The sequence below is a fragment of the Paenibacillus sp. FSL R7-0204 genome, assembly GCF_038002225.1.
GTDB lineage: Bacteria > Bacillota > Bacilli > Paenibacillales > Paenibacillaceae > Paenibacillus_AQ.
Map to the genome: position 1 here is coordinate 4,235,621 of NZ_JBBOCA010000001.1, position 17,095 is coordinate 4,252,715.

Annotated in this window: 17 protein-coding genes; 6 read left to right on the top strand and 11 right to left on the bottom strand. The window is 50.6% G+C overall.

Going from position 1 to position 17,095, the window contains the following annotated elements:
* Positions 1–29 precede the first annotated feature (29 nt).
* Positions 30–1,343 (top strand): transcriptional regulator, encoded by a 1,314-nt coding sequence (locus MKX42_RS18665; protein ID WP_340753817.1) that lies wholly within the window; start codon positions 30–32, stop codon positions 1,341–1,343.
* A gap of 72 nt (positions 1,344–1,415) precedes the next feature.
* Here the strand turns inward: MKX42_RS18665 and MKX42_RS18670 are convergent, their stop codons facing one another.
* On the bottom strand, positions 1,416–2,297 hold the full coding sequence (locus tag MKX42_RS18670) for a LysR family transcriptional regulator (protein WP_340753818.1): 882 nt from the start codon (positions 2,295–2,297) through the stop codon (positions 1,416–1,418).
* Positions 2,298–2,417: 120 nt separating this feature from the next.
* On the opposite strand from MKX42_RS18670, the gene MKX42_RS18675 reads away from it, so the two are divergent.
* The 3 genes from MKX42_RS18675 to MKX42_RS18680 all read left to right on the top strand — a co-directional run bounded on the left by MKX42_RS18675 (position 2,418) and on the right by MKX42_RS18680 (position 4,691).
* Positions 2,418–3,314 carry a DMT family transporter gene (locus MKX42_RS18675; RefSeq protein WP_340753819.1) on the top strand — a complete coding sequence of 299 codons (897 nt, stop codon included), beginning with the start codon at positions 2,418–2,420 and terminating at the stop codon, positions 3,312–3,314.
* Positions 3,315–3,513: 199 nt separating this feature from the next.
* Positions 3,514–3,816 carry a transposase gene (locus tag MKX42_RS33460; RefSeq protein WP_445669297.1) on the top strand — a complete coding sequence of 101 codons (303 nt, stop codon included), beginning with the start codon at positions 3,514–3,516 and terminating at the stop codon, positions 3,814–3,816.
* Positions 3,738–4,691, top strand: coding sequence for an IS3 family transposase (locus MKX42_RS18680; protein ID WP_445669363.1), 954 nt, complete (start codon positions 3,738–3,740; stop codon positions 4,689–4,691). The genes MKX42_RS33460 and MKX42_RS18680 overlap by 79 nt, the downstream gene beginning before the upstream one ends.
* A gap of 374 nt (positions 4,692–5,065) precedes the next feature.
* Here MKX42_RS18680 and MKX42_RS18685 read toward each other — a convergent pair whose 3' ends face one another.
* The 8 genes from MKX42_RS18685 to MKX42_RS18720 form a co-directional block, all read right to left on the bottom strand.
* Complete coding sequence (locus MKX42_RS18685) at positions 5,066–6,553, bottom strand: DHA2 family efflux MFS transporter permease subunit (RefSeq protein ID WP_340753820.1); 1,488 nt, start codon at positions 6,551–6,553, stop codon at positions 5,066–5,068.
* Positions 6,554–6,595: 42 nt separating this feature from the next.
* Positions 6,596–7,219: a TetR/AcrR family transcriptional regulator gene (locus tag MKX42_RS18690; protein ID WP_340753821.1), complete on the bottom strand. Its 624-nt coding sequence runs from the start codon at positions 7,217–7,219 to the stop codon at positions 6,596–6,598.
* A gap of 195 nt (positions 7,220–7,414) precedes the next feature.
* Positions 7,415–8,191 carry a stalk domain-containing protein gene (locus tag MKX42_RS18695; RefSeq protein WP_340753822.1) on the bottom strand — a complete coding sequence of 259 codons (777 nt, stop codon included), beginning with the start codon at positions 8,189–8,191 and terminating at the stop codon, positions 7,415–7,417.
* Between the two features lie 98 nt (positions 8,192–8,289).
* On the bottom strand, positions 8,290–9,057 hold the full coding sequence (locus MKX42_RS18700; RefSeq protein ID WP_340753823.1) for a M15 family metallopeptidase: 768 nt from the start codon (positions 9,055–9,057) through the stop codon (positions 8,290–8,292).
* Between the two features lie 69 nt (positions 9,058–9,126).
* Positions 9,127–10,452, bottom strand: a complete 1,326-nt coding sequence (locus MKX42_RS18705; protein WP_340753824.1) for an FtsW/RodA/SpoVE family cell cycle protein — start codon at positions 10,450–10,452, stop codon at positions 9,127–9,129.
* A complete protein-coding gene (locus tag MKX42_RS18710) occupies positions 10,452–10,784 on the bottom strand; it encodes a PadR family transcriptional regulator (RefSeq protein WP_036728783.1) in 333 nt (110 codons plus the stop codon). Before MKX42_RS18710 ends, MKX42_RS18705 begins: the two co-directional genes overlap by 1 nt.
* Before the next feature lie 183 nt (positions 10,785–10,967).
* Positions 10,968–12,422: a DHA2 family efflux MFS transporter permease subunit gene (locus MKX42_RS18715; protein WP_340757730.1), complete on the bottom strand. Its 1,455-nt coding sequence runs from the start codon at positions 12,420–12,422 to the stop codon at positions 10,968–10,970.
* Between the two features lie 66 nt (positions 12,423–12,488).
* Positions 12,489–13,058 carry a TetR/AcrR family transcriptional regulator gene (locus MKX42_RS18720; protein ID WP_340753825.1) on the bottom strand — a complete coding sequence of 190 codons (570 nt, stop codon included), beginning with the start codon at positions 13,056–13,058 and terminating at the stop codon, positions 12,489–12,491.
* A 351-nt stretch (positions 13,059–13,409) separates the two neighbouring features.
* On the opposite strand from MKX42_RS18720, the gene MKX42_RS18725 reads away from it, so the two are divergent.
* Together MKX42_RS18725 and MKX42_RS18730 are read left to right on the top strand one after the other, a co-directional pair.
* Positions 13,410–14,237 carry a lipase family protein gene (locus MKX42_RS18725; protein ID WP_340753826.1) on the top strand — a complete coding sequence of 276 codons (828 nt, stop codon included), beginning with the start codon at positions 13,410–13,412 and terminating at the stop codon, positions 14,235–14,237.
* 52 nt (positions 14,238–14,289) lie between these two features.
* Positions 14,290–15,126, top strand: a complete 837-nt coding sequence (locus MKX42_RS18730) for a lipase family protein (protein WP_340757731.1) — start codon at positions 14,290–14,292, stop codon at positions 15,124–15,126.
* Positions 15,127–15,268: 142 nt separating this feature from the next.
* On the opposite strand, the gene MKX42_RS18735 is transcribed toward MKX42_RS18730, so the two are convergent.
* Positions 15,269–15,799 (bottom strand): hypothetical protein, encoded by a 531-nt coding sequence (locus tag MKX42_RS18735; RefSeq protein ID WP_340753827.1) that lies wholly within the window; start codon positions 15,797–15,799, stop codon positions 15,269–15,271.
* Positions 15,800–15,913: 114 nt separating this feature from the next.
* Positions 15,914–16,846: an NAD-dependent epimerase/dehydratase family protein gene (locus MKX42_RS18740; RefSeq protein ID WP_340753828.1), complete on the bottom strand. Its 933-nt coding sequence runs from the start codon at positions 16,844–16,846 to the stop codon at positions 15,914–15,916.
* Positions 16,847–17,095: the final 249 nt, after the last annotated feature.

Consider the following 17,095-nt stretch of genomic DNA (forward strand, 5'->3'; position numbering starts at 1 on the left):
GATTGAACTGTTCATGAAAGGAATCAATTATGAAAATCAAGCTGGGTATTATCACGCCAGAGTCCCATATGGATTATTTCCGCGCTATTGAAGAAGAAATGCGGCCCCTATGCCAGTTCCGCTTCCTTATCATCAGCAACTTCCGGGAAACAACGGACATTTATCTCAAAAACCTGGATTCGGTGGATGGATTTGTGATCAGCGGGAGAATGCTTTACGAGGCCATCGACAAGGAATGCCTGGATGACAAGGTACCTGTTCACATTTTGCATGATGATGAGAACCTGCTGTACAGAGAGCTTTTCCGGCTGCTGGTTACAGAACCTGAACTTGATATCTCCCGGATCTATGTGGATTATGCGTATATCATCGAGTCTTTCAGCGAATTCCAGCAATACCTGACTCATGAAGGAAAGCCCGTTAACAGCGGAAATCTGCTTGAGCGGGTGGAGACCATGCTGGAGAACCATATCACGCTATGGGAAGATAAGAAAATAGATCTGTCTATCACGGCGTTCGGCCACTTTGTTCCAGAACTCCAAAAGCACGGCGTCAAATATATCTTAATCCGGCCCACTTTGAAGAGCGTTAAAGAGACCATCAGCGAGATCATCAACGAAATTACCATCCTCAAGCTTAAGAACCAGAGGGCAGTGGTTGCATGTCTATCGGTCCAAAAGAATCAGCAGTCCTCCGAAGAGGAGCTTCATGAGCTGAAAGTCCTGGTCGGCAGGTTTCTGCACGATATAAACCTGGCAGACACAACGCAAATTTCGGATGGCTATGTCAGACTGTACACCACCTACGGCAACTTCATGAGAATCACCTCTAACGCTCATAACTGCTCCCTGCTGGAGTATCTGGAGGAGCGCATACAGGACAAGGTGAAGATCGGGTGGGGCTCGGGGCATGAATATTTTCAAGCGAACGTTAACGCCACCAAGGCTCACAGACAGGCGGAAGCCTATCCGGGCAGTTCCAGCTTTTTCATAGACGAGAATCAGAAGGTTGCCGGCCCCATGCGCAGCATGAATGTCATCCAGTTCTCTGAACAGGGGGACCCGGAAATCATTGCGTTAGCCAAAAGGATCGGAATCAACAACATCAATTTACAGAAAATCATATCCTATGCAGAAATCATGCGAACCAATAAACTGTCCTCCGAGGATGTTGCACAGTGCCTGTCCATGACCGTCAAAGGTGCCAACCGAATTCTTAACAAAATCGAGGAAAGTAAACTCGTACAAACAGTATTTGAAAAAAGGGACAACAGTAAGGGGCGGCCCAAAAAATATTACGAGCTGTTGTTTCTCGACAATGAAGGGCGCAAATTAAGCAGATGATACGCGGATGCACTTGGCAAAAAGGCATGTTTTCAACATAGAAAACATGCCTTTTTGCGCTTTTTTAGCAAGTTAAATGGCTCCTTGGCTAAACGACCAGTGCTGTACATGCTGCAAGAACCGCCGCGTGGCAGGTGAAGCATATTTCATCGAGTTGACTGCGATGCCCAGGGAACGGAAGCTCCGCTCCTCCAGCTCGAGCATGGCTACACGCTCATACTGGAACCGGGTGACCAGCTCTGGAAGGATGCTGATGCCCAGGCCTTTTTCCACCATGGCAATAATGGCGTAATCGTCCCCGGCCGAGAACTTGATGTTCGGCTTAATCCCGGCCTTCTCCAGCACCCGCTGCACATCATAATCCGAGCCGGGCTTCGGAATGATGAAGTCCTCGTAGGCGATCTGGGCCAGCGGCATATAAGGGGCCTTACTCAGCGGATGGCCGAGCGGCAGGACCGCCAGCATCCGGTCCTGCTTCAGCGGAATGACCTCGAACCGCTCCCTTGTCGGCAATGAGAGGAAGCCGCAATCAACCACCCCAGCCTCGATCCACTGCTCAATCTCCAGATAACCACCCTCCATCAGCTTGAACTCAATGTACGGATATTCCTCACGGAACTGCTTGATGATATCCGGCAGCCAATGCACAGAGACACTGGTGAAGGTGCCGATCGTGATCGTCCCCGTCTCCAGGCCGTGAATATCCGTTACCTGCTGCTTAAGCTGCTCATTCCAATTCAGAATCTCCCGGATCGGCTGAAGCACCTGCTCCCCGTTCACCGTCAGCTTCACGCCTGATCGGCTGCGCACGAGCAGCGGGAAGCCGAACTCCTGCTCCAGACTGCTGATCGTATGGCTGATGCCGGATTGGGTGAAGCCCAGCGCCTCCGCTGCCTTCGTAAGACTGCCCAGCTCCACCACTTTCAAGAACACCTCGTACTTAATCAGACTCATGTCCAGCCCCCTCACTAAGCATGACAATTCCTCATGTATCCTATGATAAACATTCAGTTACCTTATGTATTCGAGCGTATTATACTATACTCACTTGAAATAAAGAAGGATGATGAAGGAATGAAGCCGCTTAAGGCCGAGCTAATGCTCATTGTAGTAACTCTGTTCTGGGGCTCCTCTTACCTGTTCATGAAGCTGGGACTGGGTACACTGGGAGAATTCAATCTGATCGCACTGCGCTTCGGGCTTGCATTCATCCTGGCGGGGCTGCTGTTCCGCAAACGGCTGAGCAGTGTGGATGCCAGAACCTTGAAATACGGAGCCTTGCTCGGCTTCCTGCTGCTTGGCGTATTCACTTGCATCACCTTTGGGCTGAAGACGACCACGACCTCTAATGCCGGATTCCTGGTTGCGTTGACCGTTGTCTTTGTTCCTATGCTTGAGGTTCTGGTATTTAGAAAAAAAGTCGCTCCCCCGCAAATCTTCGGCGCCGTGCTCGCCATCAGCGGCATCGGGCTGCTTACGCTGAACGGATCGCTGCAAGTCCAGCCGGGTGATCTCCTCTGTATTCTGTCCGCAGTATTCTATGCGGTGCAGATTCTAGTGACGGGCCGGGCGGTCAAGACCTGCGACTCGCTGAACATCGGCATTCTGCAACTCGGATTCGCCGGTGGCTATGCCCTGATTCTATCTGCTATCTTCGAGACACCTTCGCTGCCGTCCACCCTTCCGGGCTGGATCGCGATTCTGGCTCTGGGGATCTTTTGCAGCGCCTGCGGGTTCATCCTGCAGCCGGTTGCCCAGAAATACACTACACCGACCCGCACCGGTCTGATCTTCGCACTGGAGCCGGTATTCGCTGCCTTCTTCGGATACTTGTTCGTACACGAACAGCTCTCGCTCCAGGGCTATACCGGTGCCGCCCTTGTCCTGCTGGGAATTCTGGCCTCCGAGCTGCTGGGCAAGCTGCATATGGTTCCGCCGACAAGGCTGCTGAAGAAGCGGCGGGCGCACTAATAGGTTCTTCTGGCAGATCGAGTGGTTGCGGGACAATTGCCTTAGACGTTCATCCACCGCTCCCGATCCAATTGTAATCGGTTTTTCGATTACATTCGGCTCACGCGCCGCTCCCTGGTATTATCCCCTTTAAGTAGACACTCGAAAAAACCTCATGTGTTAACATGAGGAAATGAGTGAACTTGGAGGGGATTTTGGTATGGCCAAAAAGGGACAAGTGTTTCAATCGTACACGGAGGCATTCAAGAAAGAGGCTATTCAAGCCTATTTTACAGGAGGTGAGAGCTATAAGGTCGTCTCCGACAGGTTGGGGATTGTGAACTGTACCCAGCTTAAAGTATGGGTAAAGAAATATCGGAATGGGGAGCCACTCGATACACAAAAAGGGGCAACAAGCCCTTTAAAAGGACGTCCACGTTCTACATTTGCCAGTATAGAAGAAGAACGAGATTACTTAAAGGCACAGGTGGACTACTTAAAAAAGCGGTATCCAAATCTGTAAAGGGAGGGAAGCTTGGACTGCACGACAAATACGCCGTAATTGAAGAACTACGTGACCAACATGGCATCACCCGCCTATTAGCCATTGCAGAGGTATCGCGGGCAAATTACTACAAGTGGCGAGGTGCAGAGGTTCGACGAATGGATGCCCATGAGCAAGAGCACGCCATTAAAGAGCATATGGTGGCTATTCACCTGGTTCATCCCTATTTCGGGTACCCTCGAATGCAGGCAGCCCTGCGGGAGGCAGGCTACCTCGTCAACCACAAGAAGGTATGGCGGCTCATGAAAGAGCTATCGATCCAGTCTGTCATTCGCAAGAAAAGGAGTCGTGCGGGCTCTACTCCTTCCGTGGTCTACCCGAACCGATTAAAGCGTAAGTTTCATGCGACAGCACCTCAGCAGAAGCTAGTAACGGACATCACATATATCTCAGACGGCACCCGTTTTTATTATCTGTCTGCGATTCAGGACCTCTTTAACAATGAGATTGTAGCTTGGCAGATCTCGGAGCGAAACGACGTAAACCTCGTCTTAGATACCGTTGAACAGTGGACACGGAAAAGAGACGTGTCTGAGGCCGTGCTCCATTCGGACCAAGGCTTTCAGTACACGTCTCAGGCGTACAACACACGATTAGAGGCATTCAGCGTCAAGGGCAGCCACTCTCGCAAAGCAACCTGCCTGGATAACGCCTGCATCGAATCCTTCTTTTCGCATCTGAAGACAGAAAAGTTGTACCTTCACCAGTGTAAGTCAGAAGCAGAGATTCATCAAGCCGTTGAGGAGTATATCTACTTTTACAATTACCAACGTTTTCAGGCGAAACTGAAACAGCGCGCGCCGATTGAGTATCGACACGCGCTGGCTGCTTAGCTTTTTTCATCTGTCTACTTGACAGGGGTATGACCACCCGGTCCAATTGTAATCGGTTTTTCGATTACATTCGGCTCACGCGCCGCTCCCGGTCCAATTGTAATCGGTTTTTCGATTACATTCGGCTCACACGCCGCTCCCGATCCAATTGTAATCGGTTTTTCGATTACATTCGGCTCACGCGCCTCTACACCCGCCCATGCATTCGGTTTTCTCCCTACATCCGCCCCGCACCTAACGCCCCTCTTCTACTAACACTCTCCCTTCCCCGCATCATTCATTGAGAACAACAAAAAACGTCCCCCTGCCAACAGGCAGTCAGGGACGTTCTTTGTTAGTCTATAACGTGTGTCTTCTATAACAGCTACAGCCGATTAATGCCCCATCATCATCGCGGCATCCGTCTGCTGTTCTTCAGGAGAAGGTGCAGCGCCTGCTGGCTTCGGACGGCGCAGAATCAGACTGAGCACCACTCCGGCCACGGCGATGCAGCCCGAGAGGAAGAAGACATCCCCGAAGCCCTGTACGGCAGCGGCAAGCGGATTGCTTCCAGCCGCCATTTTACCCATATGCACGGTAATTTGGCTGGTCAGGTACCCGGTCATGCCGGCCACGGCGAACGATACCACAACCTGCTGGGCAGCGGCGGTGAGGGGGGTAACCCGGTTCACCCATTCACGCGGCGCAGAGTTCAGAACATGGGTGTTGACCGGCATCATCGAAAGGCCCATACCGAGACCCATCATCACCAGACACAGCATAATAATAGGAAGACTGGTGTCTACTGTAACTCCTGAGAGCAGGAACAGGGCCGTAGATATAATACTGAGACCTACGAATACCAGCGGACGCGCACCGATTTTGTCAAACAGGCGGCCGCCCAGCGGCATCCCTACTCCGGAAGCCAACGCCTGGGGAAGCAGGATGAGCCCAGTCTCAAGCGGCGTGTAATTGCGGATCTGCTGAAGATACAGCGGAACGAACAGCATGGAGCCGAACAATGCCGCCTGTGTGACCCAAGACAGAATAATCCCGCGCGTGAAGTCCGAGGAACGGAAGACGCGCAGCTCCAGCAGCGGATGCTTTTGCAGCAGTTCAACAATGACAAAGACGATCAACGCGGCTCCGCCAACTGACAAGCCCAGGATAGCCCCGGTTGAAGTCCAGCTCTCTCCCCCGCCCTGATTAACACCATAAGCCAGCATCGAGAACGCGAGCGGAGCCAGAATGATTCCGAAGATATCGAGGTGGGCTCTTCCCTTTTTCTCGGTCACCGGCAAATATTTAAGGCCAAGAATAATACCTACAATACCAATTGGCAGGTTAATCAGGAAAATCCAGTGCCAGCTCACATACTCCACCAGATAGCCTGCGAGGATCGGGCCAAGGGCCGGAGCCAGCAGCATTGGAATACCGAGCATCCCCATGATCGAGCCTCTGCGCTCTGCCGGAGCGAGTCTGAAGACCATCGCCATCCCGATCGGAGCGACCATGCCGCCGCCAAGACCTTGAATGACACGGAAAAGAACCAGTTGCCCCGAAGTCTGAGCTACAGAGCATAACACAGAGCCAAGCACGAACATGGCAATGGTCGTTAGGAACACCTGCTTGGACCCGAACCGGTCCGTCATATAGCCTGCCAGCGGAATTACAGCAGCGAGCGCAAGCGTGTAGCCGGTAATCGCCCATTGAACAGTCTTCAGATCCGTATCGAAATATTGCACCAGATTCGGAACGGCCACATTGACTGCGGTGCTGTCCAGAATAACCATGATCATGCCGACAATAATTGCCAGCAGCGATGGCAGTATAGCTCTCAGAGAGAACGGCGCCTCTGCGGCTGCGGTGTTACTTGGATTCATAGATTTTGACATTCTCTTGTCCACTCTTTTCTCTATTTATGATTAGTTATACTTGTGAAAATACAGCTCAAACAACCCTTCAATCTGCTCCTCCAGCGGGGCCAGCTTGAAGATTTGCTGAAGATCCTCACGCTCCTTCGGGAGACTGCTCACCATAATCACCGGAAATACGATAGCCCCATAGATCTGCATTGTCATTGTCATCAGCTTGTCACGGTCCTGCTCTCCGGTAATCTCAGATAGTGCGTCAAGAATCCGTTCAATTCTCATCAGCTTGGAATATTTCGCATATTCATCGTGAGAGCCCATAATATGGTGTCTCTGATCCAGCATCTGCCGGGCCATCCCGGGATAACGGCTAAGATTTATAATATAACGCGTGAAAAATAGCTTCATACGCTCCTTCGGCGGCAGCGAAGTATCCTCCAGTGCCTTAAAAGCATCGTCAAAGGTCGCCACGAGCTGCTTCACAGCATCGCCGAACAGCTTCTCCTTGGAGCCGTAGTGGTAATTCACCAGTGCCAGATTGGTCTCAGCTCTTGCCGCGATACTGCGTAATGTAATGCAGCGGAATCCATCCTCGCGGATCAGCGCAACCGTGGCATCGAGGATCAGTTGCTTCGTATCTTTATCTGAAGAATCAGCCTTGTTGCCCAATTTAACCATAATACAGGTTGTCGCCCTCCTCTGTCACAGAATCTTAATCATTGATCTAATCAACGATTTAAACATTGTTTAATTCGAATTTAAAATTACTCTCTTTCCGGCATTCTGTCAATAGAAATATAAAGGGAGAATTCCTACAGCTATACTTAAGCCGTGGAATTCTCCCTTGGAAGTGAAGTTATGTCTTATGTGAACCTAGGATTGGGCCGGGCTGGCCAATACTTCACTGGCTGCCTGAACCGGCGTTAGAGTCAGCTTGGTGAGCTTGCCGGAAGCGCCTAGTTCCAGAGTCAGTACGGCCTCCGCTTTGGTGAATGACAATACGCTCACAATCGTCATTACTCCAGCCTGCTGTGTGCTTGTGGTCGATTTCACTCCGAGGTAACTGCCTGCCGCCGTGTTAATTCCTTCCCAGCTCTGCTGGAGCGCCGGAAGAGCAGCGGGTTCCGCATCATTGGCGTAATACCGCTCCTTCAGCGCCGGATAGTTACCGGTTGCCAGCAGACCTGCTACGGCACCAGCCATTACCTCGGGTGTGTATACGTCAACCTGGCCTGTAGCCGGATTATAGGAAGTGACTAACCCGATTGCTGCAAAAAAAGACAGCGGTGCGTACGCCTTTTTTTGTTTTAACTCAAAGCCGCCTGTAAACGGTACCTTATTCTTTCCGTCCAGCACAAGCTCCTGACCGGACAGTCTGAACTGAACGCTCTCCTGGAACCGTTCCAGCAGGAATGTCCCGGTAGCTCCACTGAAGGTGACCTTATACTTGAGAGCTTCTACCGTCTCACGTAGCGGAAGCATGGCATCCGGTCCGTCTGTATAAGCCGATGCCCCAGCCGTCTGCAATTCCTGACCGTTCACGATAATCCTCAAGCTGCCGGCGGCACTAACGTTATCACTGGTCAATACACCTGCTCCTGCTGCAAATAACATTACACTAAGGAATACGGCTGCGATTTTTTTGAACAAATCGATCCCACCTCTCCTGTATTACAATATTATGCACGCATGCTTCAGAGATTAACCTTACATTATCCATTAACCGTTCTGTACAGCTTTGAACAGCCCTACTCCACTTTGAAGTTGAAATATTGCTTCGGGTAAGGCTCCTTGATCAGTGTGAAATGCCACCATTCCTTGGTGTACGGCTTGAAGCCCTGCTTCGTCATCGCATCCTTCAGAATCTTGCGGCTCTCATGCTGGGTGCTGCTGATGAGCGTCGTATTATAGTAAGAGATTTCACCGAAAAAATCATAAGGGCTGCCCATATCCACCAGCTTGCCTGTACTTTTGCAGGCCAGGGTCAGGTCAATCGTGCTGCCCCGGGAATGCCCCGATTTCTTGGCGATGAAGCCCAGCTTGAACAGATTGCGCTTGTCCAGCTTCGGATAATACTGCGGCTTCATCTTCAGATCACCGGCATCCTGCGACCAGCGCACGAAGTGGTTGACGGCTTGCTGCGGACGGTAAGCGTCATAGATTCTCAGGATATAGCCCTTCTGCTCCAGATCCTCGCTAACCTTCTTCAGCGCAGCAGCGGCAGTCTTTGAGAAGATCGCCAGCGGTGCCTTATACCCGTCCACTCTGGTGCCGGTAAAATTATTCTCACTATAATAACGGATCTCATATTGCGCCGAGGGAATAACCTCATCCAGATAGACAAAACCGCCGGGGAGATTGTTTTTCTTCACAATTGTACTTGATGTAATCGGTATCTCTGGAGTCACGGGTGCTGCTGTAGCTGTTGTCATGACACCCAGAAGCACAGCCCCGCTTACAATCATTGCACCTAACAGTAATCCGAGTTTTGTGCCTGTATACCGCAGCTTGTTCACAATGCTTACTTCTCACCTGCCTCATCCCATATTTACCCTTTCAGTATACGGTGCAGCCCCAGGGAGCGTCTATAGAGAAGATGGAGCTTGACCCGCTGGGAGCATATCTTTACGCCGGTAAATCCCCATTAACAGCCCGGCAGCAGCGAATTCAATGAAAACATGCTGGCCGTAGCTCAGGAACGGGAACGGTAGAGACACAAGCGGCATTCTGCCGCTGAGTATAGACAAGCCATACAGCAAGCGGATCGAGAGCATCAGCGTCACCGCAAAGATCAGCATCCGGCCGTAAGTGTCGCTTACCGCGCGGGCATAGGAAAACATTTTGAGTACAAACCAACAGGTTAACACAAGGAGTAGTAGACCTCCGGCCCAGCCGAAGGTTTGAATCAGCACCACGGGAAACAGATCCGTATATGGATAAATCAACCCGTTACCTGCTCCATCGAACCCCTGGCCCTTCCAGCCGGCGGAGGTAAGCGTACCCTGTATGATCCGATTAATATAGCCTGCACCTGTCACTACATCATGGAAATAGAAGGCATCAATGTTCCGGTCACTCAAATGAAGTTGACTCCAAACATATAGGACAATGCCTGATACACTGCTTACAACAACAACCATAACTCTTACCCAACGCCGGGTAATCCTTATATATAATGGTAAAGCAACAACCAGATATACAACCAGTTCGGCAAAAGAAGGGATAAGAATATAAATGACCGCAGGCAGCAGCAGCACGCAAAACTCCACCCAACTCCTCAGTCGTCCGCCCGTAGTATTCTGCACACTTGGTCTTTTCCAAATTCCTGCTAACGCTACAACGAAGAGATAGGGACTGCAACCGATCAGATCAAAGGGGAATCCCAGAATAGAAACATATCGCCTGCTGCCATTCATCATCTCTGGACCGAGCCACAGACTGACAGCAATCATAAGTAGCGCTCCGCCATAGATAAAGCCTGAGGCCCGCTGCAATTGCTTGAAATTGATGAAGAACATTCCGGTCATGGCTATAAGACCAAGGATGATAAAGACAGATTGACGCAACATTAGAGCATTAGGAATAAGATCCTCAGTGAACCCCGCTTCCACAGCTGCCATCCCCAGCAGACTTACCGCCGACAACAATACTACACCGGCCAGCAGCCCCCAGGGAATGCGCGGTTTATGAATCTGGTGCAGCTCTCTGCCTACGGCCTGCGGGTCTCCCATTTGCGCGATCGCATACCGCTGTGCCTCTTCTTCGGGAGCACCAAGCTCCAGCCGCTCCGACACCAGGTCTGTGAAGTGTCCGCTAAGCTCGTCCCGAATTTCACTGTGCATCCCTTTGGCTCTAACCTCTGCGCATACTGTATCCAGATAACGCTCCAGTTCCATCTTACTCTGCTCCATCAGCCGCTCCCCTCCCCCAGAACGGTATCCATAGCACCCTTGAACAGCGCCCATTCTGCCTTCTTCTCCTGAAGCTTGTGCCTGCCCTCATCCAGTAGCCGGTAATACTTACGTCTGCGTCCGTCTACCTCCATCCAATACGCTTCCACCCAGCGTTCACTCTCCATCGCATGAAGAATCGGGTAGAGCGTACCCTCCTTCAGGGCAAAAACTCCCTGCGAGCGCTGCTCCAGCTCCTTAATCAGCTCATACCCATACAGCGGCCTGTCCAGCAGCAGAGTGAGGATCATCGTCCCCGTGCTCCCCTTCAGCATTTCTTTGCTGACCTTCATCGGCATTTCCTCCTGTTTGTTTCGCCTATACATCGTTAATCTATGCTTAATATACAGTATTAACCAAATGAAGTCCAGCCTTTCCGACATCCGCCTCCATACATTAACACGCACAAAAAAACCTCTCCCGCCAAATGATTGCCCATTTTAGCAAGGAGAGGTTGTTATTCAATTCCATGGTAATTAATGCATAGAAGCCTGAGTCTTGTGCGAAACGATGACACGCTTAAGGAAGAACGCAATCACCAGACCTATAATAGCCATGACCATCCCGAAGATGAAGGCATTCTGCACTCCATGAGTGAAGGCAGCGCCTATGTTCAGCGGATCAGCCGGGTTAGTGACGGTCTGCATGTAGCTTTTGGAGCCGGAGGTCATGATGCTTACCGCCAGCGCTGTACCTATCGCACCCGCCACCTGCTGGAGTGTATTCATAATGGCAGTACCATGCGGGTAGTATTCTAGCGGAAGCTGATTGATACCATTCGTCTGTGCAGGCATCATAATCATGGAGATTCCGATCATCAGCACACTGTGAAGCACGATCACGAAGACAACGGTCGAAGTAGCTGTAATTCCCGAGAAGAACCACAAGGAGACGGCGACGAGCGCCAGTCCTGGGATCACCAGCCATTTCGGACCGTATTTGTCGAACAGACGTCCCATCACCGGCGACATCAGACCGTTGATGATTCCGCCCGGCAGCAGCAGTAATCCTGCCTTGAAGGCTGAATACCCTTGTCCCTGCTGCAGATACATAGGAAGAATCAGCATCGAGGAGAGAATAACCATCATACAGATGAAGACCATCAGTACCCCAACCACGAACATCGGGAACTTGAAGGCGCGCAGATCAATCATTGGCTGCTTCATCGTCAACTGGCGGATACAGAACAGAATAAGGGCAATCGCACCGATCACGATGGCGATAATAACCTTTGGACTTCCCCAGCCTTCTGCTTCACCAGCACTGCTGAAGCCGTAGACAATACCGCCGAAGCCGAAGGAGGACAGAATAATGGACAGGACATCAATCTTAGGTTTTGTCACTTCCGTGACGTTCTGCATGAAGAGAATTCCGCTAATTAGAGCCATTACCAGGAACGGCAGGGACAGCCAGAAGATCCAGTGCCAGCTCAAGCTCTCAATCAGCAAACCGGCAATCGTAGGTCCAATCGCTGGAGCTACCATGATTACCAAGCCGATAAGCCCCATCGCCGCCCCTCTTTTCTCAGCGGGAATGATGATTAGAATCGTATTGAACATCAGCGGCAGCAGCAGCGCGGTTCCCATCGCCTGCACCACTCTCGCAGTGAGCAGAAACTCGAAATTCGGCGACATCGCTGCAAGAAACGTGCCCAGAATGGAGAAGCATAGGGCAGCGACGAACAGCTGTCTTGTGGTGAACCACTGCAGAAGCATCCCGGAGATCGGAACCAGAATGCCCAGCGTCAGCAGATAGGCCGTAGTCAGCCATTGCGCCGTCGATGGTGTAATTTGCAGGACATTCATAAGATCACTTAAAGCTACATTTAGGGCGGTCTCACTGAACATGCCGATGAAGCCGGCAATCAGCAGGGAGATCAGAATGGGTAAAGTCTTGAATTGCCGGGGGGTGCTTGACCCCTTGTCAGTCATAGTTGCGTTCACTCTCGTATCCTCCTGGTATCTGTGTATATCTCTCTATGGTCTTGCGTATTACGGTTAAGCCAATATTGCCGGAATGCACTCTGCCGCTGCTTCCAGCGGTTGAATATTTCTGCAGGTCAACGCCTGCAGCAGCGCTCCCTCGAACAAGGAGACCACCACCGAAGCTTTGCGCTCTGCCGTTTCCTCCTGTACCCCCTCCCGGATCAGACGCTTCGCAATAATATCCTGCCAATCCCTGAAGACACACTGGCAAGCAGTGCGCAGCTCATGGCTGACACAGGAGGTCTCCACGGCTACCCAGAAACTGAACGGAACCAGTCCTTCAAAAGAGGACTTCTCCGCCTCATTTGCCATAGACATGATGAAATTCTGCACAGCCTGAGCCGGTGCCGCTTCACCCTCCATGTAATGGCGCAATAAACGGGCTACCTCTTCACTAGTCCGGTTAATGCAGGTCAGGGCCAGCTCCTCTTTGCCGTGGGGGAAATAATAATACAAGGAGCCCTTGGGCGATTCGCTGTCCTTGATGATCTGATTCAGTCCGGTAGCATGGTACCCCTGTGTAAAAAACAATCTGGAAGCCGTATCTACAATGGCCTCGCGTGCATTAGGCTTGTTCGACAAGCTCTACACTTCCTTATCTTGACGATCCAACGATTATAACAATTGGTCTACATAATAAAACCACAAAAAAACTGCTCCTGTCAATGGATAATAATTTTAAATTTTGGCAGGGGCTTAGCGTATATTGACGGTAAACTGTCGGCGAACCTCCAGAAAACAAATTCAAAAGCGAATCGCGCAGTTTCTGTATGGTATTTTCGCATTTCACCAGTCGGTGACATCATCATTTAGGGATAGGTTTCATATTAATAATCAAGAACCCTTAACAATCTGGCCAAGTCAACCACACGGATTGTTCAAGCTTAGGAAGAAGACGAAGAATAATCTCTCATGCGGAAAGGAGGTATACAGATGGTTTTCGCTCACAAACCGCCTGTTTTTGATAGCAAAACAGCCATATTTCTCTCTGCGATGAGCTATCAGACCTACCCGTTCTTTTTTGAGGGAAAGCTTGTCTTGCCGGAAGGCTTTAAGCTTCGATTTACGATCCGCGCTTTTGCCGACGTTGAGAACCCTACGGAGCTCGTATTCGGCTTTATCGCCGTGTCGCGGGATCAAATCGTTGTTGCGTTTAGAGGATACGCTTCGTATCCGGCAGACCTTCTTGCCTCATATGACATCTTTCTGACCCCATATCCTTTCGTCCGAAGCGGGGGGAAAACCTCTCGTGGCTTTACATGTTTGTATCGATCAACCCGAAACAACTTAATCCGTGAATTAAACAAGCTTTCGACAGCTAAAAGGCTGTATATTACCGGCCACAACTACGGTGGGGCTTTGGCCACGCTGGCCGCTTTGGATATTGCAGTAAACACCAGGTTCAAGCATCCGTTCGTCTATACGTACGGCAGTCCTCGCATCGGAGACCCCAACTTCGTTTCCCGCTTTAACAGTACGATTAAAAACAGTGCGCGAATCGTCAACATTCATGACTCTTTCCCGACTTTCCCGGCCCGAAGGTATCCGCCTCCTTTTACAAAGAGAGGAATTACTTATCGGCATGTAAAAACGAAGGTACCCATCTCTTTTCAACTGAACAATGTGCCGCGCAACGACTCGATTGCCTGCTATTTTAACAAGCTCAGTCAAAAGAATCCCAAATTCGCCAAAGCGTTATGCGACGAAAATCCGGGGTTCTGTCCTGATACCGGCATGTGCTTTCCGTTTCAAGGATGCTAGAGCTCGAATCCTTGAATATTAAGGAGGAGTTGCAGTTTTGAAAATTCCAGGCATGTACAGCAACGAAGACGCGATATTGCTTGCGGCCATGATCAATCAGGCTTACCGGCTTTTTGAGAAGGAAAAGGTAGTTCTGCCGCAAGGTTATACCCTTCGATTCAACATTCTAGCGCTTGCAGGTGTCGAACAGCCGGAGGAAGAAGTATTCGGCTTTCTCGCGGAGTCGAAAGATAATGTCATAATGATTTTCAGAGGAACACGAACATTTAAGGACAATGAGTCAGACCAGGACTTGTATCAAGTTCCCTTTCCATTTGTCAGAAATGCCGGAAAAACCCATCGCGGTTTTACATGTATTTATCAATCGGCAAGAGATGAATTGATCGAGGAATTGAACAAACTTTCTACGAATAAAAGACTGTTGATTGCAGGCCACAGTCTGGGAGGGGCTTTAACCGTATTGACTGCTTTGGATATTGCGGTGAACACCGGATTTAAACATCCTGTCGTGTATTCATACGGCAGTCCGCGTGTCGCAGACCCGAAATTTTCTTCCTTTTTCAACCACACGGTAAAAAACAGTTTTCGTATTGTCAACGTCCATGACATTATTCCGACTTTGCCGGCTAATGCGTATCCGCCGCCGTTTACCAAGAACGGTTTGTTTTATCGGCATGTAAACACGAAGGTTCCGATCTCTTTCCAGCTGAACAGTTTGCCTGTCCGCAATCATGAGATTGTCTGCTATTTCAAATTCCTAAGCCGACGGAATCCTGATTTTGCCAAAGCTTTATGCGCTGATAGCCCGGGGTTTTGTCCCGATACGGGATTATGTGTTCCGTTTATAGGAATATGCAGTGCGGAGGAAGAAAGACCAAACCGTGCATAATCGAGGATTTTCGAGTATCTCTAGTCCATTTCACAGAACAGGCCAGCCAGTCCTTGCAGCAGTAGAACACTACTGTCAAGGCTTGGCTGGCCTGCGCCTGCCGGAATGAAGCGGACTAAAGTGTAACCCATGTGTAACCCGTTCAGCGTTCCCTGCCTGCCACATCCCAGCGGTGACGGAACTTCTCGAGGCGCGGATGGACCTCAGCCGGCGCTTCGGAGAGCAGCAGACGCAGCTTGACGATCCACTCCTCGAAAGAGGAGAAGGAGGCGAACAGATTCGCCATAGCTGGAGTCAGATAGAGGAAATACGGTGCGGGGTAAATGTCGCAGATATGACGCAGCGCCGAATCCATCGGGGTATACTTCTTACGCTTACCTTCGAGGCTCTCTACGGTGATGAAGGACTGTCCCTGCTCTTTTTCCCACGCATGCAGCCGGTCATCCCGCTTATACCAGGCCTTCACCGGCTCCTTCGTCATCCGCCGGACGGTTTCTTCATGCAGCGGGTAGAGCACCAGCTTCGTGAACTTGCGCTCCACTGCCGTCTCCGCCGCCTTAAGCAGCTCCATATCCGATATATGCTCGAAGGAATCATAGAAGATCAGCGTTCCCTTACGTTCATTCACTGGCGGTTCATAACCATAAGGCACATGCTGTATGTCGCGTGTCATCCTATTACCTCCCGTGTATTACTGCCTATAGCATATCATGCTACCCGGGACGGCGTACAATTCTGCAAACTTGTCATGAAAAGCACCACTGCTCATTTCTCTTGGCTTAATCCGCTAACCCAGCTCTTCACGGAACCATTCTATGGTTTCCTTAATGGCATTTTTATACGATGTCGGATTATATTCTGGAAACCGTTTCATGAATTTGTTATCATTCAGCAGCAGAGGATACTCGAATTCATATAGAAGCTCATGGAATTCGTTAGCTTCCTTATTGAACATACCGGCTAATCCGACTGCCCAGCTCGGCACCGCACAGCACTTTCCCGGACTGCCAGCCGCATGGTGGATATTCATCAGGAATTGCCGCCCCTCAATAGCTCCGGAGCCGGACACATGCCACTCCCCCTGCTCACCGCTCTCCGCCAGCAGCACGGCCGCTCTGGCCGCATCGCGGATATAGACCAGATCATGCGGAACGTCCAGCTTCACCGGCCACTTAATCGTTCTGGCTTGGAGGGCTCCGCTGAAGATCGGTCCGAATAAGCGGTTTGTGACATTGGGACCGTAGCAATTCGGATATCGCGGAATCACATAACGGAAGCCCCGCCGTTCAGCCTCCGTCTTAAGCAGCTCCTCCAGTTGATTCCGCAGCTTCCCCTTGCGGGTTCGTGCCTCCTTCGGATGGCGTTCATCCGCCGGAAGATATTGGAGCTTGCCGTAACCGTAGATATTGCCCGGAAATACCAGGGTCTGGCCAGTCTTAAGCTGGCGGGTTACCCGCTCCAGCGCCTCTGGCATGACAGAGTACCAATCCTGATACGGCACATTAAGACAGAAATAGAGGGTTGTTACTCCATTCAGCACTTCAGCCAGCACCTTCTCATTCATTACATCTACTTCCGCCAGGGTCAGCAGCGGCCCCTTCAGCCTGCGCAGAGCCTGACTGGAACGGTGGTATGTAGCCGTCACTAGCTTGCCCCGTGACAGTAATTCTTGTGTGATGGAATGGCCCAGACCGCCATTTCCCCCAATGACGAGATTCATAACATGAACGGCTCCTTATCGAACGCATGAATACCTTCAGCAACCAGCTAACGGTTCATTCAATTTGCCCGTGATTATAATTCGCAGTTGTTGAAGAACCGGATCATCCATGCTGCTTCTATAGAAGGGAAGGATATATATTCCAGTAACCTGCGTTGTTATCAGTATAGCGCCTGCAAGTCACTGTATTCATTGGGTTAATTTGACGATTCATGTCGATTTCGAGCTTTTATATGGACATATGGTGAA